Below are 21312 nucleotides of genomic sequence, written 5' to 3' on the forward strand. Positions count from 1 at the left end.
TACGGCTTCAGGGTGCGAGTGGAACGATGCGACCGTCGACGAACTGGGTGAAGACGTAGTCGTCCGGGCCCAGGGCGTCGTGTTTTGTCGGGGTGAAGGGCTGCTGGTAGTCCTTGATCAGACCCTGGTAGCTGTCGATGGCATAGAAACCGTCGCGCACTTTGGTGCCCTGGGTATCGCCGGCCTTTTCGATGGCGGCGGCGGCCAGGTACATGGCGTCGTAGGCATTGGCGATGCCCACTGCCGGGGTCACGTCGGCCAGGCTCTTGATCTCCGGGAAGCGTTGCTTGAGGGCGGCCAGCACGCTGTCGCCCTTGGCGCTGTTGTTCTCGGTGAACACATAGGTCTGGATGAAATGCACGCGGCTGGCGTTAGGGCCAGCCAGCTCGCTGAAACGCCCGCCCGCCGGCCCCCAGTGCGACACCACCGGCACGTCCCAGCCCATGCGATCGAGGGACTTGACCACCTGCGCCGATGGGCCGACGTTGCCCACCATCAGCAGGGTATCGGTGCCGGCGTTCTTCAGGCGAGTGAGCTGCGGCACCACGTCGAGGTCGCTGTCCTCGATACGCTCGATGCCGGCGTAGGTCATGCCGCGTTTTTCCAGGGCATGCTTGAAGCCGATTTCGTTGGACTCGCCCCAGGGGTTGTTGATCAGGATCATCCCCGGCTTCTGCATGCCTTGCTTGGTGCCGTACTCGACCAGGGCCTCGTCGACCAGCTCATCCACCGCCGACACGCGGAATACGTAATTATCCTTGGCACCGTTCTCGGTGATCTTGGTGCCGGCAGCCCAGACACCCATGAACGGCACTTTCAATTGATTGGCCAACGGCACGATGGCCAGGGATACCGGTGTATCGAGGCCGCCGAAGAGCACGGTGACTTTTTCCCGCTGCGCCAGTTCGCGGGCGGCCAGCATGCCTTTGGCCGGGTTGCTTTCGTCGTCGCGGCGAATCAGCTGCACCGGGCGACCGAGGATGCCGCCGTTGGCATTGATCTCTTCGATGGCCACGGTGAGCCCGCGTGTCAGGGCCTCGCCGGATTTCGCCGACTGCCCGGACAGGGCGGCAACCAGGCCGACCTTGATCGGCTCCTCTGCATGCGCCGGAGCGCTCAGCGCCATGCCGAGGCTGGCAACAGCCGCTGCGCATGGCAACAGGCGGCGGAGTGGGGATAACAGTTTGCGCATGAGCTTTCTCCTGATTGCTAGCATTCGTATATAATTTGCTAGCAAGCCTGGTGCCATAACGCGCAAACTGACTATTCCGCGGTTTTCCCGGATTATCCGCGTCGAACGTGCACGAATAGCGTGCATGCCGCACCACATGCAGGCACGAAAGGTGCCCGAGCACGATCAATGAGTTGGGAGAGCAGATATGAGTGAGATGAATGAAGCAGTAAGGATTGTTAGCGATTTTCTAGCTGCATCCATGGCGCCCGATCCGGTCAAGGCGGCTACCTACATGAGCGATGACGTGCGCATCACCTTCACCGGTGGGCGACACATGCCCACGCCCCAGGACATCACTGCCTTCAATGGCGCGCGCTACGCCTGGGTGAAAAAAGCCCTCGGCCAGTTCGACTGGACCGAGCACGACGAGCATACCGTCGTCTACTCCAACGGCACGCTGTATGGCGAGTGGCCGGATGGCCGCAGTTTTTCCGGGAACCGCTATCTGGATCGTTTCGAAGTGCGCAACGGCAAGATCACCCGCATGGATGTCTGGAACGACAGTGCCGAGTGGCTGCTGAGTCCGGACATCGCCAAGGCCTGAGAAGAGGGACGCCGCACACGATTGCCAGTACGACGTGCGAGGAGCATGATCGCCGCCCTTGAAGCTGTGCCTGAGCGGCTGCCCAGGGACGGTCGACTTGAGCGGGTGCCAAGGTTTGCCTGGCCTGGGTGGCGTCTTCTCGCTAATGCGAGGAGACGTACATCGATGGCGTGGACGGCGCAGGCAATGCGTACGTCGCCTTCATCCATTCGATCTCCGCATGGGGCGTTCGGCCAAATAAGCGTTTGAACTCGCGGCTGAATTGCGAGGCGCTTTCGTAGCCTACATTGAACGCCGCCGTCGAAGCGCTCATGGCATTTCGCAGCATCAGTAATCGCGCCTGATGCAGGCGCGTCGACTTCAGGTATTGCATCGGCGAGGAGTTCGTCACGCTGCGAAAGTGCAGGTGAAAACTGGGCACGCTCATGCTGGCTTCCTGTGCCAGGGACTCGACGTCCAGGTGCTCCTGATAGCAACCGTGGATCTTGCGGATCGCGCGAGTGATCTTGCCGAAATGACCCTGGTGAGCGAGCGCGGCGCGCATCGAGCCACCCTGTTCGCCGGTCAGGATGCGGTAGTAGATTTCCCGAACCAGCGACGGCCCGAGTATGTGCGCGTCGACCGGATTGCTCATCGCCTCAAGAAAACGCAGCGTCGAGGCACTCAGCAAATCGTCCATTGGCGAGGCATACATGCCCTTGGGCCGGGCATCACTTGGCCCGAAAGCTTCATCCACTTGCAGCATCAACTCGCTGGCCAGCTGCAAGTCCAGGCGCATGTAGACCGCCAGCATGGGCTTAGCCTCGCTGGCATCGGTCTCCATGGTGAAAGGAACGGGGACGGACACCACCAGGTAGTGCTGGGCGTCATAAACGTAGACGTCATCCCCGAGATAGCCGCGCTTGCGCCCCTGGCACAGGATCACGATACCGGGGTCATACAAAACCGGCGTACGGGTCAGTGGCCGGTTCGAGCGCAAAAAACGGATGTCCTCCAGGGCGCTGGGATTGTAGCCCTCGGCTGGCGCGAGCTTTTCCATCAGGCGCACCATGCGCGAGGTGTGTGAAGCGGCCTGAGTCATTGACGTCCCCTGCTTGCCGCTCAACCATCGGTCGAACGGCTCAGTGCTTCCCATTGATCGATCTCACTGGCTGCACGACTCAGTTCGTCACGCACCAGGCTCAGTGCATCGCTGCCCAGGAGCAAGTGTGCAGGCGGCGTAGCACTGGCAATGACCTGCAACATCGCGTGCGCTGCCTTTTGCGGGTTGCCGAGCTGTTTGCCGCTCTTTTCTTCACGCGCTTTGCGCACCGGATCGAAGCTGGCGTCATAGTCGGCAATACTGCGTGGCGTGCGCTGCATCGAACGACCGGCCCAGTCGGTGCGAAACGAACCGGGCGCCACTGCCGTCACGAAGATGTTGAAAGGTTGCAGCTCTTTGCTCAGCGTATCGGAGATACCTTCGAGAGCAAACTTGCTGCCACAGTAGTAGGCGATACCCGGCATCGTGATGGTGCCGCCCATGGAGGTGATATTGAGGATGTGCCCGGCACGACGCTTGCGGAAATAAGGCAGAAAAGCCTTGATCACCGCCACCGCGCCGAACACATTGACGTCGAACTGGCGACGAATATCCTCCAGTGGCGACTCCTCGAGGATACCCTCATGGCCATAGCCGGCGTTGTTGACCAGCACATCGACGGGGCCGTGGGTTGCCTCGATGGCAGCAACCACACCGTCGATACGGGCGAAGTCAGTGACATCCAGGATCACTCCATGGGCATGCTCCACCGAGAGTGCCTGAAAGGCCTGCAAGGCCGCTTCGTTACGCACGGTACCTATGACGCGGTGGCCCGCAGCGAGCGCTTCCTGCGCCAGGGCATTGCCGAAGCCGCTGCTCACCCCCGTGATGAATAGGGTTTTTCTGCTGTTCATGGTGGCTCTCAGGTAAGTGGATATGAGTAGCCATGGTATCTATCGAAAACCCGGGTACCCATGCCGGTTCGTCTTCGAGCATTGCCTATTCCTATCACAGCCAACAGGGGGCTGCTGACCCTGGCAAGGCGTGTTGGGCAGATGCTTATGCTCGACCTTCGGTCACCCCGGAGACCTGGCTTTCTCGATCCTGCGAAGCAGCTTGTACAGGAGGCTGCGCTCGAGGATCGCTCGGTCGTGTGTGTGCGACATGGTATCCAGGGGGAGAATTGGCGAATAATGCCGTCACTGGCTTCGCGCCGCCCACGACAGGAATCCATCGCCCCCATGAGCGCTTCCCTTCCGCCCCTCGTCCTCTCCATCCAGTCTCATGTCGCCCTTGGCCATGTCGGCAACGACGCCGCCGTGTTCCCGCTGCAGCGCCTGGGTTTCGAGGTGCTGCCGGTGCACACGGTGCAGTTCTCCAACCACACCGGCTACGGGCAGTTCCGCGGCCAGGTGTTCGATGCCGAGCACATCCGCGAAGTGCTCGCCGGCCTGCGCGATCGCGGCGTGCTGTCGCGGGTATCGGCGGTGCTCTCCGGCTACTTGGGCGATGCGGCGATTGGTGCGGTGATCCTCGAAGCGGTGGACGAGATCCGCCGTGACAATCCGGGCGTGCGCTACCTCTGCGATCCGGTGATGGGCGATGTGGGGCGTGGGGTATTCGTCAACGCGGCGATCCCGGATTTCCTGCGTAACCTGGCGATCCCCTGCGCCAACATCATCACCCCCAACCAGTTCGAGTTCGAACTGCTGACCGGCAGCAAGCTCGACAGCGTCGACGAGGCCGTGCGCACCGCGCGTCAGTTGCGCGGCCGCGGGCCTGACGTGGTGGTCATCACCAGCCTGGCCACGCCGGACATCCCCGCCGATCAGCTCGGCACCCTGGCGGTCAACGGCGAAGGCGCCTGGCTGGTGAGCACCCCGCGCCTGGCGTTGCATCCGCTGCCCAACGGCATGGGCGATGTGTTCTCGGCGACGCTGCTGGCCCGTCTGTTGTCCGGGCATGCTCTGCCCCAGGCGCTGGAACTGGCCACCGCTACGCTGTACGCCCTGGTGCAGAAGACTGCCGAGGGATCCCGTGATCTGCCTCTTGTGGTTGCCCAGGAGCAGATCGTCGAACCGCAGCAGCGTTATGACGCGATTGAAGTGGTGGTCAAATGAAGGTGCGTTTGTTGTGCATGGCGGGGCTGCTGGTTGCGAGTGGATGGGTCGTAGCCTGTGAAGTGGATACGGCTGCAGCCTATCGAGATGACACCTATGGCAACTACGTGATTCCGGTGCGGGTCGCAACGGGTGAACGTTGCGTGATTCTCGACCAGGCCAGCGAGGCTGGCTGGAAAACGCGCCGAGCGCTGTGGCTGTCGCTCGAGAAGATCGGCGTGAGCACCGCCAACCGGTTTGGTCGGTTCAAGCGCGAGTATCAGGTCGATGGCGACGTGGCGCGCATCGATCGCTACGTCTACCAGGCTGGTGAGGTGCCTGGCGAGGAGTCCGTGGTATTCGCCGCTTTCCCCGATGGTCAGGAGCGGCGGGCTGTGGAGTACCGCATCAGAATCGAATGACCGATTGCCCCATCACCGCCACGCCAGGATCGGCCATTTCTCCCGTTCGGCATGTTCGCGCAGCACCGGGTCGGGGTTCACCGCGTGGGGTTTGTCGATCCGTTGCAGCAGTGGCAGATCGTTGCGCGAGTCGGAGTAGAAGTAGGCGCCGTCCAGGTTCTCGCCGTGCTCTTCCAGCCAGGCGTGCAGGCGGGTGACCTTGCCTTCGCGGTAAGTGAGCACGCCGACGGTCTTGCCGCTGTAGTGGCCGTATTCCTCGTGCAGGTCGATGGCCAGCACGTCCTCGACCTTCAGCCGTTCGGCGATGGCGCTGACCAGGAAATGTGCCGAGGCGGAGATGATCAGGATACGGTCGCCGGCCGCGCGGTGGTTGGCCAGGCAGCGGGTGGCGTCGCTGAAGAAGATCGGTTCGATCACGTCTTCCACGAAGGGCTCGACGACGAAGGCGACTTCTTCGGGCGTACGCCCCACCAGCGGCGACAGGCTGAAGGTCATGTAGTCCTCCATGGCCAGTTTGCCTTCGGCGTACAGCGCCATCAGCTGGTGATCCTTGGCGATGAAACTTTCCCCGTCGACCCAACCGAGCGTGGCCATATGCTCGCTCCACAAACTGGCGCAGTCGCCATCGATCAGGGTTTCGTCAAGGTCGAAAATTGCCAGGGCCATCAAGCCACCTCTCTTACGGCGCCAGCCGCGATATCCAATGAGATCGGGTGGCCGTCGACGTGCAGGTCGTCGGCGCTGCGGTTGAGCACGTCGACCAGCAGTTCCACGCCTTCGGCTTCGACCCGGTAGCGGATGATATTACCGAGCAGGCTGTGACTGCGAATCCGCGCCGTGATGTTGCCCTGGCCGAGCACGATGGCTTCCGGGCGGATGGCCACCTGGCCGCCGACCGGGTAGCCGAGCAGGCGGCTGGCGGTGTCGGCGTCGAGCAGGTTGTAGTTGCCGATGAAGCCGGCGGCGAAGGCGTCGACCGGCGCGGTGTAGAGGGTTTCCGCGTCGCCGCTCTGGACGATCTGGCCGGCATTCATCAGGAAGATGCGGTCGCTCATGACCAGCGCTTCTTCCTGATCGTGGGTGACGAACAGGGTGGTCAGGCCGAGTTCCTGCTGGATGCCGCGGATCTGTTCGCGCAGGTGCCGGCGGATGCGCGCATCCAGGGCCGACAGCGGCTCGTCGAGCAGCAGCAGGCGCGGGCGGGTGACCAGCGAGCGGGCCAGGGCCACGCGCTGGCACTGGCCGCCGGAGAGCTGGTGCGGGTAGCGGCTGGCGTAGTCGCCGAGTTCGACCATGGCCAGGGCGTCCTGCACGCGCTGGGCCGCTTCGTCCTTGTCGATCTTCTGCATGCGCAGGCCGAAGGCGACGTTCTGCGCGGCGGTCATGTTGGGGAACAGGGCGTAGCTCTGGAACACCATGCCGATGCCGCGCTTCTGCGGCGGCAGCGGCACCAGGTCTTCGCCATCCAGCAGGATGCGCCCGCCGTTGACCTCGGTGAGGCCGGCGATGCAGCGCAGCAGGGTGGATTTGCCGCAACCGGAAGGGCCGAGCAGGGTGATGAATTCGCCCTGTTCGATCTCGGCGTTGATGTCGCTGAAGATCGCGGTGGTGCCGTAGCGTTTGTGCAGGTTCTGGATGCTCAGGAAGCTCATGCCTTGTCCCTGTTCAGTCGATTGGCCGCCCAGGTGAACACCAGGACGAAGAAGAAGTAGGAGATCACCAGGGCGCTGTTGAAGTGGCCGCTGCTGTTCTTCATGTTGTTTAGGTAGACCTGCAGGGTTTCATAGCGGGTGCCGACCAGCAGGTTGGCGAACACGAACTCGCCGAACAGAAAGCTGAAGGAGAGGAACAGCGACACCATCAGGCCCTTGCGCAGGTTGGGCAGGATCACCAGGAAGGCGGCCTTCCAGGTGCTGGCGCCGAGCAGGTGGGCGGCATCCATCAGGTCGCGCAGGTTGATCGCCTGCAGGTTGTTGGTGATGGCCCGGTACATGAACGGCAGGGCGATGGTGAAGTAGCAGCCGATCAGGATCCACGGCGTGCCGACCATGGCCAGCGGGCCGGAGCCATACAGCTGCAGCAGGCCGACCGCGGAAACCACCGGCGGCACGGCGAACGGCAGCAGGATCAGCACGTTCATCAAGGCGTCGAGCCGGGGGAAGTGGTAATGCACGACGAACAGCAGCGGCAGGATCAGCAGCACCGACAGCGCCAGGGCGCCGAAGCAGACCAGCAGCGACTGGCCGAAGGCGGCGAGGAAGCGCGGCTCGCTCCACAGCGCCAGGTACCACTTGAAGGTCAGGCCGTCCGGCAGGATGGTCGCCGACCAGCTGGTGGCCAGGGAGTAGAGCAGGGTGCCGGCCAGCGGCAGCAGCAGGATCAGGAACAGCAGCCAGACCACCGCGCGGTGGTAGAGGCTGGCCGCGGGGGCGTCAGCGCGAGACATGGTAGCTCCTCCTCAGCAGCAACTGATGGACGAGGGTGATCGCCGCCATCAGCCCGACCAGGATCATCGCCAGGGCGCTGGCCATGTTCGGATCGAGGGAGATATCCCCGGAAATCATCGCCGCGATACGGATCGGCAGCACGTTGAAGTTGCCGGTGGTCAGGTAGTAGACGGTGGCGTAGGCGCCCAGGGCATTGGCCAGCAGGATGACGAAGGTGCCGAGCAGCGCCGGGGTCAGCACCGGCAGGCCGATATGCCGCCAGAAGTCCCAGGTGTTGGCCCCCAGCAGCGCCGCCGACTCGCGCCAGTCCTGACGCAGGGCGTCGAAGGCCGGGTACAGCAGGAGTACGCCGAGGGGAATCTGGAAGTAGGTGTAGAGCACGATCAGGCCATTCTTCGAGTACAGGTTGAAGCTCTCGATCAGTCCGGCCTGGATCAGCAACAGGGTCAGTGCGCCGTTGAAACCGAGCAGGATGATGAAGGCGAAGGCCAGCGGCACCCCGGCGAAGTTGCTGGTCATGTTGGAAAAGGCGATGACGAAGTCACGCAGCTTCGAGTCCACCTGGCGCAGCGAATAGCTGCCGATGATGGCGATGAGCATACCGAGCAGGCTCGACCAGAAGGCGATCTGCAGGCTGTGCTTGACCGCTTGCATATAGAACTTCGAGGAAAACGCCTTCTCGAAATTGCCCAGGCCCCAGCCATCCGGCGTGTTCAGGCTATTGAGCGCCACCCATACCAGCGGGGCTATCTGAAAGGCGATGAAGAACACCGCGAAGGGCAGCAGGCACAGCAGCGCCAGCCATTTGCCCCGCGGTTTGCGGGTGGTGCTCATTGCAACAACTCCCGGCACGAAGGTTTGTCATGGGCCACGCCGAGCAGCTCGCAGATCGTGCCGCACAGCTCCAGCTGCTTCGGTGTCGCTGTCTCATCGAGGCTGAAGGCATCGCCCAGCACGAACAGCGGCACCTCGCGCTCCTCGGCCAGCAGGCCGTTGTGCGAGCGGTCGTCGTTCATGCCGTGATCGGCGGTTACCAGCACCTGGTAGCCGGCATCCAGCCAGCCCTGCAGGTAGTCGGCGAGGAGGATGTCGGCAGCCCGCGCCGCATTGCGGTACTGGCTGCTGTTCAGGCCGTGCTTGTGGCCGGCGTCGTCGATGTTCATCGGATGCACCAGCAGGAAATCCGGCGCGTGCCTGAGGCGCAGGCTCTCGGCATCGGCGAACAGGTGCGAGTCCGGGTAGTGGTCGGCATAGTAGAAGTGCCCATGCTGGATCGGCAGGTCGGCATCGTGCGTATGCCGGTCGCGTGCGGCGACGAAGGGCGCGCGGTTGTACAGCTCGCTCATCCAGTGATAGGCGGCGGCCGCGGTGCTCAGCCCGGCGGCGCGGGCATAGTGGAACACGCTGCGCTGATGGCTCAGGCGCACCACGTTGTTGTGCACGATGCCGCTGTCGATCGGCGTCACCCCCGTGAGGATGCATTCATAGAGCGGTCGCGACAGCGAAGGCAGCTCGCATTCGAGCTTGTAAAGGGCGGCGCGCCCTGCGGCGCACCAGGCCTGCAGATGGCCGAGTGCATGCCGGGCGACCTCGTAATTGAGGCCGTCGAGAACGACGAGGATGACCTTGGACAGCATGGGTGATCCTGGGTTGAGAGGGTGTTGGGGTAGGGTGGATCGGGGCGCGTAGCTGACGCTTCATCCGTCCACCACTTTGCGATCGCAATGGTGGATGAAAAGAGCGTCATCCACCCTGCGTAAGCAGCCTCGTGGATCACTCCATGTTGATGATCACGTGCTCCTGCCACAGCTGCGGCAGGGTTTTCGAGGTCGCTTCCCAGGCGGCGGCATCCTCGATCGGCTTGACCTTGGCGTACTGCTCGTTGGGCAGCAGCTTGGCCTGCACCTCGGCCGGCAGGGTCAGGTGCTCGGCGCGGATCGGCCGGGCGTTGCCCTTGGCCAGGTTGATCTGCCCGGCGTCGCTGAGGATGTACTCGCGCGCCAGCTTGGCGGCGTTGGGGTGCTTGGCGTACTTGTTGATGATGGTGGTGTAGCCGGAGATCACCGAACCGTCGGAAGGGATCAGTACGTCGAAGCGATTCGGGTCGATCTGGTCGCGGTAGCTGAGGCCGTTGAAGTCCCAGACGATGCCCACTTCCACTTCGCCTTTTTCCAGGGTCTGGATGGTCGGGTTGGCTAGTGACAGGCGCCCTTGCTCGGCGATTTCGGCGAAGTAGTCCAGGCCCGGCTGGATGTTCTTCTCGTCGCCACCGTTGGCGATGGCCGCAGCCAGTACACCGTTGACCGCCTGGGCGGCGGCGCTGACGTCACCGATGGCCACGCGGTATTTGCCGGTCTTCAGGTCGGCCCAGCTTTTCGGCGCGTCCTTGACCAGCTGCTTGTTGACGATGAAGGCGATGGAGCCGGTGTAGGCGAGCATCCAGTGGCCGTCGGCATCCTTGGCCCACTCGGGAATCTGATCCCAGGTGCTCGGCTTGTACGGCTGGGTCACGCCCTGCTGCACGGCGATGGGGCCGAAGGCGGCACCGACATCGCCGATATCGGCGCTGGCGTTGTCCTTCTCGGCGGCGAACTTGGCGATTTCCTGGGCCGAGCTCATGTCGGTGTCCATGTGCTTGAGGCCGTACTTGTCGCTCAGGTCTTTCCAGGTGTCCTTCCAGTTGGCCCAACTGTCCGGCATGCCGACGCTGTTGACGGCGCCTTCTTTGCGCGCGGCCTGTTCCAGTGCAGTTATATCCGTCTCGGCGGCCATGGCCTGGGAGGCCAGGGCGATGGCGCTGCCCATCAGCGATGCCAGTAGCAGTTGTTTCATTGGAAACTCCTTTGCGTTGAGGGTTGGTCTAGATCAGCAAGACCCAAGCCAATGTAGGCGGCGCCAATGACAGTTTTATGTCGGCATGGCCGTCGCGGACATCCAGGGCCGTCGACGACGCCCCGCTCAGCAAGCGTAGACCAGGTTAAGCCGTTGAATTGACGGGCTTGTCACTGGCATGGGGCGTGCTTGAAACCAGCCTGTCATCTGCCGGTCATCCAGCTTGCCTAGGCTTGCAGGCAAGGATTGCAGCCAGCCGATGGCTGTTATGTGCCCCTTAATGGGGCTGGTCTAGTCCAAAAGGAATCAGCGTGATGCGCGATGACACGCCACGGGCCGTCACCACCATTTGCCGGGCGTTACAGGAACAGATCGAACACGGCCTGCTCCCCGCCGGTGGCAAGTTGCCGGCCGAGCGGCGCCTGAGCGAGCTGTTCGAAACCACGCGCATTACCCTGCGTGAGGCATTGGGGCAACTGGAAGCGCAAGGGTTGGTGTATCGCGAGGAGCGACGTGGCTGGTTCGTGTCCCCGGCGCGGGTCGCTTACAACCCCCTGGTGCGCACCCATTTTCATGCCATGGTCGCCGAGCAGGGCCGGGTGCCCGCCACCGAAGTGTTGAGCGCCCGACTGATGCCGGCACACTCGCAGATCTGCCAGTTGCTGGGATTATCGGGGCTTTCCAGCGTGTATCAGATCCGCCGGGCACGGCGGATCGACGGGCGTCTGGTGCTGTATGTCGAGCACTACCTCAACCCCGACTATTTTCCCGGCATCCTCGATTACGATCTGACGCGCTCGCTGACCGAGCTGTATGCCAGCGAGTACGACGTGCACTACGGCCGGGTGCGCTTCGACATGGTGCCCACCGCGTTGCATGCCGATGCGGCGGCAGCGCTCAGGGTGGCGCCCGGCAGTCCGGCACTGCGCATCATCCGGGTCAACCGCGACCAGCGCGGCCGGCTGATCGACTGCGACCTCGAGTACTGGCGCCACGACGCGATTCATATCAGCGTGGAAGTGCCGGATTAGGGCCGGTAAGTGGCGCAAGCGGACGGTCGTAGGATGGGTCGGGCCGCGCAGGTGAAACCCATCGGGAATTGATGGGTTTCACCCATCCTACGGGCTGTAGAACGTAGCCTGGATTAGCCGCAGGCGTAATCCGGGGCCGAAGGCCGTGATCCATGGTTCAACGCGGGTCACCGACCGGCCGCTTGCGCCTTGAAGCTGCCTCTTCCCACGCTCGTAAACGGCAATCAACGATCGTTCTGAAGACCGGCTATCGCTCGGCGTTTCAACGTGTTCCCGCCCATATTGTCGGCGTGCCTGGCCGAGCGTAGAATCGCCGCCGCAGGCCATCCCCATACCTATAATTTTCCGCTCTCCGCATCCGCCACTCCCAGCGTTCATCGCCCAGGGAGCGCGAGCTGCCGTGTGCGTATTCGTCGTGTATGGGGCTCTATTTTTTCGTTCGCTTCCTACAATCGCTCGCTGCCATTCAGGCCGCGGGCGAAAGGCCGTTGTAGCTGAAGCGTTCCCCAAGAGCAGACATCACCCGAATGAACACACCCGCGGATGCGCGCAGCGGCAGCTGGCTCAGCGTTATCGCCCTGGCGCTGGGCGCCTTCATCTTCAATACCACCGAATTCGTGCCGGTGGGGTTGTTGAGCCAGATCGGCCATAGCTTCGACATGACCACCGCGAGCGTCGGCCTGATGCTGACCATCTACGCCTGGGTGGTTGCGCTGGCGTCGCTGCCGTTGATGCTGCTGACCCGCAATATCGAACGGCGCAAGCTGCTGGCCTTGGTGTTCATGCTGTTCATCGCCAGCCATGTGCTGTCGGGTATGGCCTGGAGTTTCGGTGTGCTGGTGATCAGCCGCATCGGCATCGCTCTGGCCCACGCGCTGTTCTGGGCGATCACCGCATCCCTGGCGGTACGCGTGGCGCCCGAAGGCAGACAGGCCCAGGCGCTCGGGTTGCTGGCGACCGGCAGCGCGCTGGCCATGGTGCTGGGCATCCCCCTGGGGCGGGTGATTGGCGAGGTGCTGGGCTGGCGTACCACCTTCACCACCATCGCGGTGGTGGCGGGCATGGTGGTGTTGTGCCTGATGAAGAACCTGCCGCTGCTGCCAAGCCAGAACTCCGGCTCGCTGCGCAGCCTGCCGGTGCTGTTCAAACGCCCGGCGCTGGTCACCGTGTACGTGCTCACCGCGCTGGTGATCACTGCCCACTTCACGGCGTACACCTATATCGAGCCGTTCGCGCTGGAAGTCGCGGGCATCGCCGGGGACATGATCACCGTATTGCTGCTGCTGTTCGGCTGCGCGGGCATCATCGGCTCCATCCTGTTCAGCCGTTACAGCACGCGCTACCCGCGCGGTTTTGTGATCGCGGCGATCAGCGTGCTGAGCCTGTGCATGCTGTTCCTGCTGCATGTGGCTCGCGAGCACGCTTACCTGGCGACGCTGAGCGTGATCTGGGGCATCGCCATGATGTGCTTCGGCCTGGCGCTGCAGGCCAAGGTGCTGAACCTGGCATCGGACGCCACCGATGTGGCCATGGCGCTGTTTTCGGGCATCTTCAATATCGGCATCGGCGGCGGTGCCTTGCTCGGCAGCCTGGTGAGCAGCCAGCTGGGTGTGGCCAATGTCGGCATCGTCGGCGGCCTGCTCGGTATCGGGGGCTTGTTGCTCTGCTGCGTGACCACCTACCACTTTTCCCGACCGCTCAAGCCGCAGCCGCTGTAGGTATTTGCGCTCAGCAGATATCAACCCTGCTGAGCCCTGCACGGCTTCAGGTGCTGGTTCGCATAACGGCTGCCAGATGCTCCTGATAGCTGGTCACGTCGCGCTCGACGTCCGGGCGCTTCATCACGTCCACGCAGAGGAAGGTCGGCAGGGCGCTCATGCCGAGGAACTGCTGAGCCTTGTGGAAGGGAAAGTAGACGGCATCCACGCCCTTGCCTTCGAAGAAATCGCTGGGGTCGTCGAAGGCCTGCTGCGGGGCGTTCCAGGTCAGCGAGAGCATGTACTGCTTGCCCTGGATCAGGCCGCCGCTGCCGTATTTCTGCGAGGCATCGGAGCGGGTGCGGCCGTCGTTGGCATACAGGCTGCCGTGGCCTTCGGTGAACACTTCGTCGATGTACTTCTTGACGATCCACGGCGCACCCATCCACCAGCCCGGCATCTGATAGATCACCACGTCGGCCCAGAGGAATTTCTGCACTTCTTCGGCGACGTCATAACCGGCGTCGATCTCGGTGGTCTTGAACTCGACGCCAGTCTGGTCGAGAAACGCCGCGGCAGTTTCGTGCAGGGTGCGGTTGAGTCGACCTTCGGAGTGGGCGAACTGCTTGCCGCCATTGAGGAGCAGGATCTTCTTCATGGGGTGCTTCCCGTAACTGATTGAATGCCGGCAGGTTACGGGCTCCCGCACGTGGGAAAAATGCCTGCGCGAGCAAATGACTATTGACTGAAAGGCATGAATGTCCGGGTTTTATGTGTTGTAGGGTTTAAATAGCACTCACCACGGAGACTCCCCATGTACGGCTTTATCCTTCACGCCCATACCCGCCCGGAACAGGCCGAGGCCTTCGAGAAACTGTTCCGCGCCTATGTCGAACCGAGCCGCGCCGAGCCCGGCTGCATCGAATACCACATGCTGCGCGATGCCGAGGATCCCACGCTGTTCATCTTCTTCGAGGTCTGGCAATCCCGCGAGCACCTGGCGGTGCACAGTGCTTTGCCGCATATGCGCGACTTCCATCAGCAGCGCATGGATTACCTGCGCCGGGATTTCGAGATTCGCGAGATAGAGATGCTCAGCCTAGCATCGGCCAGCCTGACCGATTGAAAACCCCGCCCGCTCATCGCCGGCAAGTCGGCTCATACAGGAGCTGGGCTGCCGCCAATGCGTAGGAGCCGGCTTGCCGGCGATAGGGCCTCAGGCCAGCAATGCCTACCCAGCTCGCGCAGGGGGGCGAAGATTTTCTTGACCACGATGGGTACCACGTGGTGCCCATCGAAAGGCTGGTTCGGATCCGTTCAGAGGATGACCCTGAGGCACTGGCCCGCGTGATACAGCGAGAAACCGGTTTCGTACACGCTGCTTCTCAGCTCCGCACCGCGCACTGCCTGCATCGGTGAGAACGGAATGGGCAATGCTGCGTTGTCGTCGCTCAACAGGAACTGCGCCAGGGCCTTGCCGACTACCGTACCGGTGGTGTTGCCGCGGCCGTTGTAGCCGGTGACCGCGACCAGCCCGGTCGCAGGTTCGAACAGGCGCATCAGGTGATCCGGCGTGAAGTCGATGCAGCCCGTCCAGTGCAGTTGCCATTCGACCTTGCCCAGTTCCGGAAAATAGTGCTGCTGGATGCGATCGGCCCAGCCGCGGATGAACCAGTCCGGCTTGTTGTTGGCCCGGCCCATGCTGCCCAGCAGAAGACGGCCATCGGCATCGCGGCGGATGCTGCTGAGCACTGTGCGTGTGTCCCAGGAGCCCTGGCCATGGCGCAGCACCTGGTCAGCGGCGGCGCCGTGCAGCGGCGCCGAGGCGACCTGGTAGTAATAGCCGCGGAAGTAATGGCGCTGCAGCTCCGTCCATTCACCCTCGGTATAGGCGCCGGTAGAGATGATCACCTTCTGCGCGGTCACTGCGCCCAGGCCGCTGCGTACCTGCCAGGCATCGGCTGAGCGGGTCAGCGCCTTCACCGGCGAATGTTGGTGAATACGCCCACCGAGGCGGATGACCGCCTTGGCCAAACCCGTGGTGTAGGCCATGGGGTTGATGGTGCCGGCGCGGCGGTCGAGCAGGGCACCGGTGATCTTCTCGGTACCGCAGTATTCGGCACAGGCCGCACCCGTGAGCAACTCGACATCGGCACCGCGCCGCCGCCACTGCGTTTCACGATCCTTCAGGTCGGCCAGGCCGGCGGCGTTGTGCGCCATGTGCAGGGTGCCGTCGTTGCGTGCCTGGCAGTCGATGGCAAGGCGCTGGATCTGCGCGAAGACCTCGGCGGGTGCCTGACCGAGCACGTCGTTGAGGCGGCTGCCGTGGCGTTGGCCCAGGGTGGCTTCGACATCGTCCGGTTTTATCCAGGTGCCGGCGTTGACCAGCCCGACATTGCGCCCTGAGCCGCCGTGGCCCACCTCATGGGCGTCGAGCACACAGACCGTCTGGCCCTGCTCGAGCAGGTGCAGGGCAGCCGAAAGCCCGGTGATGCCAGCGCCGATGACGCAGACATCTGCCTGCACGTCGCCACTCAGCGGCCCGGACAATGCTTCGCGCGGCGTCAGCGTTTCCCACAGACAGGCATGCTGCAATTGGCGCATGGCGTGACCTCGCTCAGTCGAAAACGATGCCCTGGGCCAGGGGCAACTGGCGCGAATAGTTGATGGTGTTGGTCTGCCGACGCATGTAGGCCTTCCAGGCGTCGGAGCCGGATTCGCGACCGCCACCGGTTTCCTTCTCGCCACCGAAGGCGCCGCCGATTTCCGCACCGCTGGTGCCGATATTGACGTTGGCGATGCCGCAGTCGCTGCCCGAGGCGCTCTGGAAGCGTTCCGCTTCACGTACGTCGAGGGTGAAGATGCACGACGACAGGCCCTGGGGCACGTCGTTGTTCAGGTGCAGGGCGTCCTCGAACTCGTCGTAGCTCAGCACGTAAAGGATCGGCGCGAAGGTCTCAAAGCGCACCACTTCGGTCTGGCCGGGCATCTCGACGATGGCCGGGCTGACGTAGTAGGCATCGGGGTAACGATCCTGCAACTGGCGCTCGCCGCCGAACACCTTGCCGCCTTCGTCCCGGGCGCGGGCCAGGGCGCTTTGCATGGCATCGAAGGCCTGCTTGTCCATCAGCGGGCCGACCAGATTGTCCTGACGCGGATCGCCGATGCGTACCTTGCCGTAGGCGGCCTTGAGGCGGGCGACCACTTCATCCTTCACCGAGCTGTGGGCGATCAGGCGGCGCAGTGTGGTGCAGCGCTGGCCGGCGGTGCCGACGGCGCTGAACAGGATGCCGCGTACGGCCAGGTCGAGGTCGGCACTGGGCGCGAGGATCATCGCGTTGTTGCCGCCCAGTTCGAGAATGCTGCGACCGAAACGGGCCGCCACCCGCGGGCCGACTTCGCGGCCCATGCGGGTGCTGCCGGTGGCGCTGATCAGCGGTACGCGGGCATCGTCGACCAGCGCCTCGCCGGCTTCACGATCGCCGATGATCAGTTGCGCCAGGCCTTGCGGTGCTTCGCCGAAACGCTTCAGGGCCTTGTCGAACAGGGCCTGGGAGGCAAGGGCGGTCAGCGGGGTCTTTTCCGAGGGCTTCCAGATCACCGCATTGCCGGCGACCAGGGCCAGGGTGGTGTTCCAGGCCCAGACCGCGACCGGGAAATTGAAGGCGCTGATCACACCGACCACGCCCAGCGGGTGCCAGGTCTCGCGCATATGGTGGCCCGGGCGCTCGGACGCGATAGTCAGGCCGTACAGCTGGCGCGACAGGCCGACGGCGAAGTCGCAGATGTCGATCATCTCCTGCACTTCGCCGAGGCCTTCCTGGGTGATCTTGCCGGCCTCGATGGACACCAACTCGCCCAGATCGGTCTTATGCTCGCGCAGCACCTCGCCGAAGATGCGCACCAGCTCGCCACGGCGAGGGGCTGGCACGTCACGCCAGGCCAGAAACGCCTGGTGGCCGGTGGCGATCTTGGCGCGCACCTCTTCGGCGCTTTCCAGGGTCACTCCGGCGATGCGGCTGCCGTCGATCGGGGTGTGCACGGCATGTTCGCCGCTCTTGAAGGCATGCGGGTTTACACCGAGGCTTTCGAGCAGTTGGCCAACCATCGTTCTCTCCTGCGTTGCAGCCTGGCGACGATCTGTGCTGCTTCGGCAGCAGGCTCTGAATGGATTCATCGTTTGCAGCGACTTCACGCAGTATCGACCCGAATGTTTTTTTCGAACAAACGACCTTTACGCACCACATCATTCCCCCAGAGAATGAACCGCAGTCCAGTGTCTCTCTCGGAGCCTCCATGTCCAAACGCCTGCTTCCCACCATGGCCGCCCTGCAGTGTTTCGAATCGGCAGCCCGGCACATGAGCTTCACCCGCGCCGCCGAGGAGCTGCACCTGACTCAGAGCGCAGTCAGCAAGCAGGTCGCGCAGTTGGAGGAAATGCTCCAGCACCTGCTGTTCCATCGCATTCGCCGACGTCTGCAACTGACTCCCGCGGGCGAGCTGTACCTGGCCGAGGTCGACAAGATCCTGACCCAGGTCGATATCTCCAGCCGCTATATCCTCTCCTACGGCGGTGAGACCGAGGTGCTGCGCGTGTCGACCCAGCCGACCTTCGGCGTGCGCTGGCTGATCCCCAATCTTAAGGGGTTCTCCAGGGCGCATCCGAACATTCATCTGGATATCCGCAACGAGCTGGAGCCCTTCGATCTGGTGCAAGCCAAGGCCGACGTGGCCTTCTTCTATGGCAACGGCACCTGGCCCGGCGCGGTGTGCATCGAGTTGTTCGGCGAGGACGTGATCGCGGTCTGCGCACCGTCGATCCTGCCAGCCACGGCGTTCACCAGCGCGGGTGACCTGACGTCGCTGGTGTTGCTGCAATGCGCTTCACGGCCCGAGGCCTGGCATGAGTGGTTCGACGAGCAGGGCATCGACACCGAGTACAGCTATCACGGCCCGCGCTTCGACACCTTCTATATGTGCATCCGCGCCGCCCAGGACGGTTGCGGTGTCGCCCTGGTGCCGCGCTTTCTGGTCGAGGACGAGCTGGCCGAAGGCAAGCTGGTGATTCCCTGGCAGCACCTGAAGGTCAGCGAGGGCGCGCATTATATTGCCTGCGCCGAGCAGTCGCTGGAGTTGCCCAAGGTACGGGCGTTGGTCGAGTGGGTGCTGGACAAGGCCGGGGTGAAAGCGGAGGGCGGCGCTCTGCATTCCCTGGGGGAATGAAAAGCTGACGAGATGTCGGTTGCCAGGGCCAGGCTGGCTGCGCAGAATCCAACCCAGGCGTCAGCCAGCCGCTGGTGCTGATCCGAGGGAGAAACCGCTCACCATGAACAACCCGGCATTCGTCAGCCCGGACAGCATCCGCGCGCAGTTTTCCCGCGCCATGTCCGACCTGTACAAAAGCGAAGTCCCGCTCTATGGCACGCTGCTGGAGCTGGTGGCGCAGATCAATGCGCAGGTTCTGCAGCGCCAGCCGGAGGTCGCCGAGCACCTGCGAATCACCGGCGAGATCGAGCGGCTGGACGTGGAGCGCCACGGCGCCATTCGCCTTGGTACGGCCGACGAGCTGTCGACCATCCGCCGGCTGTTCGCGGTGATGGGCATGCAGCCGGTGGGCTATTACGACCTGGCACCAGCGGGCGTGCCCGTGCATTCCACGGCGTTTCGCGCCACCCATGAGGCCTCGCTGCAGGCCAGCCCCTTCCGGGTATTCACCTCGCTGCTGCGCCTGGAGCTGATCGAAGATGCCGAACTGCGCACGATGGCTGCCGATTTGTTGGCCAGGCGCCGGATCTTCACCCCGCGGGCCATCGAATTGATCGAGCAATGCGAGGCCGCGGGTGGCCTGCTGGCCGCCGAGGCGGACGAGTTCGTCGGCGAAGCGCTGGAGACGTTCCGCTGGCACACCCAGGCCACGGTCAGCGCCGAGCAGTATCGGCAACTGCACGACCAGCACCGCCTGATCGCCGACGTGGTGGCCTTCAAAGGCCCGCACATCAACCACCTGACGCCGCGTACCCTGGATATCGATGCGATCCAGGCCGGCATGCCACAACAGGGCATCACCCCCAAGGCGGTGATCGAAGGGCCACCGCGGCGCAACTGCCCGATCCTGCTGCGCCAGACCAGCTTCAAGGCGCTGCAGGAGGCCGTGGCCTTCGTCGGCCAGGACGGGCCGCAGGGTAGCCACACTGCACGTTTCGGCGAGATCGAACAGCGTGGCGCGGCACTGACGCCGAAAGGTCGCGAGCTTTACGACCGACTGCTCGACAGCGCCCGCGAGTCCCTGGGTGAAGCGCCCAGCGAAGCCAATGCCGAGCGCTATGACGCGCTGATGGCCGAACACTTCCAGGCCTTTCCCGACAGCCATGAGGCGATGCGCCGCGATGGCCTGGCCTACTTCCGCTACTTCGCCACGCCCGAAGGTATTGCCGCAGCGGAGCAGAAGGATCGTCCGCAGCGCCTGGATGCCCTGATCGAAGCCGGCCATGTGCGCTACGAGCCGTTGGTTTATGAAGACTTTCTGCCGGTCAGCGCTGCCGGGATCTTCCAGTCCAACCTCGGTGACGGCGCCCAGGTCGATTACGCCATCGACTCGAACCAGGCGGACTTCCAGGCTGCCCTGGGCGCCAGGGTGCAGGACGAACTGAGCCTGTACGCCGACACCCAGCGTCGCTCGCTGGACGCCTGTGCCGAGGCGCTGCGGCTCGACACGCTGGGCTGACGCGCGCGGGACTGGACAACCGTCGCCGCTGACGCCATGGTCGCTCCTTTGCGTAATCGAGAGCGACCGATGTCAAAGGCTGGCCTGGTGCTTGTTCTACTGGCTGTTTTCCAGGCGTCCCCCGCGCTAGCCTGTGCGCCCGGCGAAACCCAGGTCTGCCTGGGCGGCTGCATTTGCGTACCCGATCCGAACGGTGTGCTCGGGCCCATGCAGGAGCGTGCCGGGACGATCACGGCGACCGCGCTGGAAGGCTGGATCCTGCGCTCGCGGGAGTCGGCGGCGCGTGAAGGCACCTTGCCGATTCCCGCTGAAATCCGTCGCCAACTGCTGCCGTTCTATTCCGCCGAACTGCTCGATGCGGTGCGCTACAAGGTCGGTGACAACGACGAATTGAGCGCCGCCCGCAATGTGATGCAGAACCCCGATATCAAGGCGGTCACCCTGGTCGACATCATCGTTTTTCGCAGTGCCCGGATGGCTGAGCAGGATGTGGCCCTGTGGGCCCACGAGCTGCTGCACGTGCAGCAGTACCGGGAATGGGGCAGCGCCGGGTTCGCGGCGCGTTACAGTCGCGACTTCAACGCCGTGGAGGCGCCGGCCTATCGTCGTCAGGCCGAGGTATCGCGGCTGCTGCGTGAGCAAGGGCGCAACTGAGTCACGCCTATTCGACGCGTTTGGCACGCAACGCGATCTCAGCGATCGCTGCCATGCCGTGAGGCAGTTTGGTGACGCAGTTTCGGCACCAGGCTGTGGCAGATGACGATCACCTCCAGGGGCAGATGCGCGAGCAGGGCATCAGTCATGCAGGAAGCGTTCGCGGTCTTCGGGGCGAGGCAGCTGACAATGCTCGTGGCGGCCGAACAGGCGATAGCGATTGCGGGCGACGCGGTCGTAACTCCAATCGCGCAGGCCCCGGGGCAACACGCGCAGCACCGTCAACCAGCGCCAGGGCGCCGGCAGTTGCCGGAGGATCGCCAGAATGGCATCGCTGCGCTGCAGCGCCTGAGCGCCCTCGACATACAGTAGCGTGTCGAAATGATCCAACGGCATAGCGAACCAGGCGAGGATCGCCTGGCCCTGTGTGGATTGCGCGCTGCACAGCTTGAGCCTGCTGTTAGGGTCATGGCGAATCAGGAAACGGATCCAGCCATTGCATAGCTTGCAGACGCCATCGAACAGCACGACCCGATCACCGGCCTGCAAATAGGGTGGATAAGGCATCTGCATCCTCCGCATTAGCGATGCGCTCAGGGTAGCGCAG

22 protein-coding genes are annotated in these 21312 nt (G+C 63.6%); 9 read left to right on the forward strand and 13 right to left on the reverse strand.

Features of this window, described 5'->3' with window-relative positions; all coding sequences use genetic code 11:
* Positions 1-7: 7 nt before the first annotated feature.
* Positions 8-1192 (reverse strand): ABC transporter substrate-binding protein, encoded by a 1185-nt coding sequence (locus DNK10_RS21995; RefSeq protein WP_131193026.1) that lies wholly within the window; start codon positions 1190-1192, stop codon positions 8-10.
* A gap of 187 nt (positions 1193-1379) precedes the next feature.
* Here DNK10_RS21995 and DNK10_RS22000 point away from each other — a divergent pair, with 187 nt between their 5' ends.
* Positions 1380-1778 carry a nuclear transport factor 2 family protein gene (locus DNK10_RS22000; RefSeq protein ID WP_131193027.1) on the forward strand — a complete coding sequence of 133 codons (399 nt, stop codon included), beginning with the start codon at positions 1380-1382 and terminating at the stop codon, positions 1776-1778.
* A gap of 142 nt (positions 1779-1920) precedes the next feature.
* Here the strand turns inward: DNK10_RS22000 and DNK10_RS22005 are convergent, their stop codons facing one another.
* Both DNK10_RS22005 and DNK10_RS22010 read right to left on the reverse strand, forming a co-directional pair.
* On the reverse strand, positions 1921-2859 hold the full coding sequence (locus DNK10_RS22005; RefSeq protein ID WP_131193081.1) for an AraC family transcriptional regulator: 939 nt from the start codon (positions 2857-2859) through the stop codon (positions 1921-1923).
* Between the two features lie 20 nt (positions 2860-2879).
* A complete protein-coding gene (locus DNK10_RS22010; protein ID WP_131193028.1) occupies positions 2880-3713 on the reverse strand; it encodes an oxidoreductase in 834 nt (277 codons plus the stop codon).
* 327 nt (positions 3714-4040) lie between these two features.
* Between DNK10_RS22010 and pdxY the strand changes: the two genes are divergently transcribed.
* Positions 4041-4919 (forward strand): pyridoxal kinase PdxY, encoded by an 879-nt coding sequence (gene pdxY / locus DNK10_RS22015; RefSeq protein ID WP_131193029.1) that lies wholly within the window; start codon positions 4041-4043, stop codon positions 4917-4919.
* Entirely contained in the window at positions 4916-5320 is a 405-nt protein-coding gene (locus DNK10_RS22020; RefSeq protein WP_131193030.1) for a hypothetical protein, read from the forward strand. Before pdxY ends, DNK10_RS22020 begins: the two co-directional genes overlap by 4 nt.
* 12 nt (positions 5321-5332) lie before the next feature.
* On the opposite strand, the gene DNK10_RS22025 is transcribed toward DNK10_RS22020, so the two are convergent.
* The 6 genes from DNK10_RS22025 to DNK10_RS22050 all read right to left on the reverse strand — a co-directional run bounded on the left by DNK10_RS22025 (position 5333) and on the right by DNK10_RS22050 (position 10599).
* Positions 5333-5986 (reverse strand): HAD family hydrolase, encoded by a 654-nt coding sequence (locus DNK10_RS22025; RefSeq protein ID WP_131193031.1) that lies wholly within the window; start codon positions 5984-5986, stop codon positions 5333-5335.
* Positions 5986-6972 carry an ABC transporter ATP-binding protein gene (locus tag DNK10_RS22030; RefSeq protein ID WP_131193032.1) on the reverse strand — a complete coding sequence of 329 codons (987 nt, stop codon included), beginning with the start codon at positions 6970-6972 and terminating at the stop codon, positions 5986-5988. The genes DNK10_RS22025 and DNK10_RS22030 overlap by 1 nt, the downstream gene beginning before the upstream one ends.
* The gene (locus tag DNK10_RS22035; protein WP_131193033.1) at positions 6969-7766 is read right to left on the reverse strand and encodes an ABC transporter permease; all 798 of its coding nucleotides are present in this window, start codon (positions 7764-7766) and stop codon (positions 6969-6971) included. Before DNK10_RS22035 ends, DNK10_RS22030 begins: the two co-directional genes overlap by 4 nt.
* The gene (locus DNK10_RS22040; protein WP_131193034.1) at positions 7753-8601 is read right to left on the reverse strand and encodes an ABC transporter permease; all 849 of its coding nucleotides are present in this window, start codon (positions 8599-8601) and stop codon (positions 7753-7755) included. Before DNK10_RS22040 ends, DNK10_RS22035 begins: the two co-directional genes overlap by 14 nt.
* Positions 8598-9404, reverse strand: coding sequence for an alkaline phosphatase family protein (locus tag DNK10_RS22045; protein WP_131193035.1), 807 nt, complete (start codon positions 9402-9404; stop codon positions 8598-8600). The genes DNK10_RS22040 and DNK10_RS22045 overlap by 4 nt, the downstream gene beginning before the upstream one ends.
* A gap of 136 nt (positions 9405-9540) precedes the next feature.
* Complete coding sequence (locus DNK10_RS22050; protein ID WP_131193036.1) at positions 9541-10599, reverse strand: ABC transporter substrate-binding protein; 1059 nt, start codon at positions 10597-10599, stop codon at positions 9541-9543.
* 314 nt (positions 10600-10913) lie between these two features.
* Between DNK10_RS22050 and DNK10_RS22055 the strand changes: the two genes are divergently transcribed.
* Both DNK10_RS22055 and DNK10_RS22060 read left to right on the forward strand, forming a co-directional pair.
* Positions 10914-11630 (forward strand): UTRA domain-containing protein, encoded by a 717-nt coding sequence (locus DNK10_RS22055; protein WP_131179232.1) that lies wholly within the window; start codon positions 10914-10916, stop codon positions 11628-11630.
* A gap of 527 nt (positions 11631-12157) precedes the next feature.
* Complete coding sequence (locus DNK10_RS22060) at positions 12158-13348, forward strand: sugar transporter (RefSeq protein WP_131193037.1); 1191 nt, start codon at positions 12158-12160, stop codon at positions 13346-13348.
* A gap of 46 nt (positions 13349-13394) precedes the next feature.
* Here the strand turns inward: DNK10_RS22060 and mdaB are convergent, their stop codons facing one another.
* Positions 13395-13985 (reverse strand): NADPH:quinone oxidoreductase MdaB, encoded by a 591-nt coding sequence (gene mdaB / locus DNK10_RS22065; RefSeq protein WP_131193038.1) that lies wholly within the window; start codon positions 13983-13985, stop codon positions 13395-13397.
* Positions 13986-14141: 156 nt separating this feature from the next.
* Here mdaB and DNK10_RS22070 point away from each other — a divergent pair, with 156 nt between their 5' ends.
* Entirely contained in the window at positions 14142-14453 is a 312-nt protein-coding gene (locus DNK10_RS22070) for a putative quinol monooxygenase (protein WP_131179229.1), read from the forward strand.
* Positions 14454-14644: 191 nt separating this feature from the next.
* On the opposite strand, the gene amaA is transcribed toward DNK10_RS22070, so the two are convergent.
* Together amaA and amaB are read right to left on the reverse strand one after the other, a co-directional pair.
* On the reverse strand, positions 14645-15931 hold the full coding sequence (gene amaA / locus DNK10_RS22075; RefSeq protein WP_131193039.1) for an L-pipecolate oxidase: 1287 nt from the start codon (positions 15929-15931) through the stop codon (positions 14645-14647).
* Between the two features lie 13 nt (positions 15932-15944).
* A complete protein-coding gene (gene amaB / locus DNK10_RS22080; RefSeq protein WP_131193040.1) occupies positions 15945-17435 on the reverse strand; it encodes an L-piperidine-6-carboxylate dehydrogenase in 1491 nt (496 codons plus the stop codon).
* Positions 17436-17623: 188 nt separating this feature from the next.
* Here amaB and DNK10_RS22085 point away from each other — a divergent pair, with 188 nt between their 5' ends.
* The 3 genes from DNK10_RS22085 (at position 17624) to DNK10_RS22095 (ending at position 20705) form a co-directional block, all read left to right on the forward strand.
* A complete protein-coding gene (locus DNK10_RS22085; RefSeq protein WP_131193041.1) occupies positions 17624-18550 on the forward strand; it encodes a LysR substrate-binding domain-containing protein in 927 nt (308 codons plus the stop codon).
* A gap of 103 nt (positions 18551-18653) precedes the next feature.
* The gene (gene hglS / locus DNK10_RS22090; RefSeq protein WP_131179225.1) at positions 18654-20051 is read left to right on the forward strand and encodes a 2-oxoadipate dioxygenase/decarboxylase HglS; all 1398 of its coding nucleotides are present in this window, start codon (positions 18654-18656) and stop codon (positions 20049-20051) included.
* Between the two features lie 69 nt (positions 20052-20120).
* On the forward strand, positions 20121-20705 hold the full coding sequence (locus DNK10_RS22095; protein WP_131179224.1) for an eCIS core domain-containing protein: 585 nt from the start codon (positions 20121-20123) through the stop codon (positions 20703-20705).
* A 141-nt stretch (positions 20706-20846) separates the two neighbouring features.
* Here DNK10_RS22095 and DNK10_RS22100 read toward each other — a convergent pair whose 3' ends face one another.
* Complete coding sequence (locus tag DNK10_RS22100; RefSeq protein WP_131193042.1) at positions 20847-21272, reverse strand: thiol-disulfide oxidoreductase DCC family protein; 426 nt, start codon at positions 21270-21272, stop codon at positions 20847-20849.
* Positions 21273-21312: the final 40 nt, after the last annotated feature.

The sequence above is a fragment of the Phytopseudomonas daroniae genome (assembly GCF_004327275.1).
Classification (GTDB): Bacteria; Pseudomonadota; Gammaproteobacteria; order Pseudomonadales; family Pseudomonadaceae; genus Aquipseudomonas; species Aquipseudomonas daroniae.

Bases quoted from the DNA above. Each gene is read 5' to 3' on its own strand.
- amaA (WP_131193039.1), bottom strand. From the start codon at position 15,931: ATGCGCCAATTGCAGCATGCCTGTCTGTGGGAAACGCTGACGCCGCGC.
- DNK10_RS22025 (WP_131193031.1), bottom strand. From the start codon at position 5,986: ATGGCCCTGGCAATTTTCGACCTTGACGAAACCCTGATCGATGGCGAC.
- DNK10_RS22000 (WP_131193027.1), top strand. From the start codon at position 1,380: ATGAGTGAGATGAATGAAGCAGTAAGGATTGTTAGCGATTTTCTAGCT.
- DNK10_RS22095 (WP_131179224.1), top strand. From the start codon at position 20,121: ATGTCAAAGGCTGGCCTGGTGCTTGTTCTACTGGCTGTTTTCCAGGCG.
- DNK10_RS22050 (WP_131193036.1), bottom strand. From the start codon at position 10,599: ATGAAACAACTGCTACTGGCATCGCTGATGGGCAGCGCCATCGCCCTG.
- DNK10_RS22060 (WP_131193037.1), top strand. From the start codon at position 12,158: ATGAACACACCCGCGGATGCGCGCAGCGGCAGCTGGCTCAGCGTTATC.
- DNK10_RS22045 (WP_131193035.1), bottom strand. From the start codon at position 9,404: ATGCTGTCCAAGGTCATCCTCGTCGTTCTCGACGGCCTCAATTACGAG.
- DNK10_RS22100 (WP_131193042.1), bottom strand. From the start codon at position 21,272: ATGCCTTATCCACCCTATTTGCAGGCCGGTGATCGGGTCGTGCTGTTC.
- mdaB (WP_131193038.1), bottom strand. From the start codon at position 13,985: ATGAAGAAGATCCTGCTCCTCAATGGCGGCAAGCAGTTCGCCCACTCC.
- DNK10_RS22085 (WP_131193041.1), top strand. From the start codon at position 17,624: ATGTCCAAACGCCTGCTTCCCACCATGGCCGCCCTGCAGTGTTTCGAA.
- DNK10_RS22040 (WP_131193034.1), bottom strand. From the start codon at position 8,601: ATGAGCACCACCCGCAAACCGCGGGGCAAATGGCTGGCGCTGCTGTGC.
- hglS (WP_131179225.1), top strand. From the start codon at position 18,654: ATGAACAACCCGGCATTCGTCAGCCCGGACAGCATCCGCGCGCAGTTT.
- DNK10_RS22055 (WP_131179232.1), top strand. From the start codon at position 10,914: ATGCGCGATGACACGCCACGGGCCGTCACCACCATTTGCCGGGCGTTA.
- amaB (WP_131193040.1), bottom strand. From the start codon at position 17,435: ATGGTTGGCCAACTGCTCGAAAGCCTCGGTGTAAACCCGCATGCCTTC.
- pdxY (WP_131193029.1), top strand. From the start codon at position 4,041: ATGAGCGCTTCCCTTCCGCCCCTCGTCCTCTCCATCCAGTCTCATGTC.
- DNK10_RS22030 (WP_131193032.1), bottom strand. From the start codon at position 6,972: ATGAGCTTCCTGAGCATCCAGAACCTGCACAAACGCTACGGCACCACC.
- DNK10_RS22005 (WP_131193081.1), bottom strand. From the start codon at position 2,859: ATGACTCAGGCCGCTTCACACACCTCGCGCATGGTGCGCCTGATGGAA.
- DNK10_RS22035 (WP_131193033.1), bottom strand. From the start codon at position 7,766: ATGTCTCGCGCTGACGCCCCCGCGGCCAGCCTCTACCACCGCGCGGTG.
- DNK10_RS22010 (WP_131193028.1), bottom strand. From the start codon at position 3,713: ATGAACAGCAGAAAAACCCTATTCATCACGGGGGTGAGCAGCGGCTTC.
- DNK10_RS22020 (WP_131193030.1), top strand. From the start codon at position 4,916: ATGAAGGTGCGTTTGTTGTGCATGGCGGGGCTGCTGGTTGCGAGTGGA.
- DNK10_RS22070 (WP_131179229.1), top strand. From the start codon at position 14,142: ATGTACGGCTTTATCCTTCACGCCCATACCCGCCCGGAACAGGCCGAG.
- DNK10_RS21995 (WP_131193026.1), bottom strand. From the start codon at position 1,192: ATGCGCAAACTGTTATCCCCACTCCGCCGCCTGTTGCCATGCGCAGCG.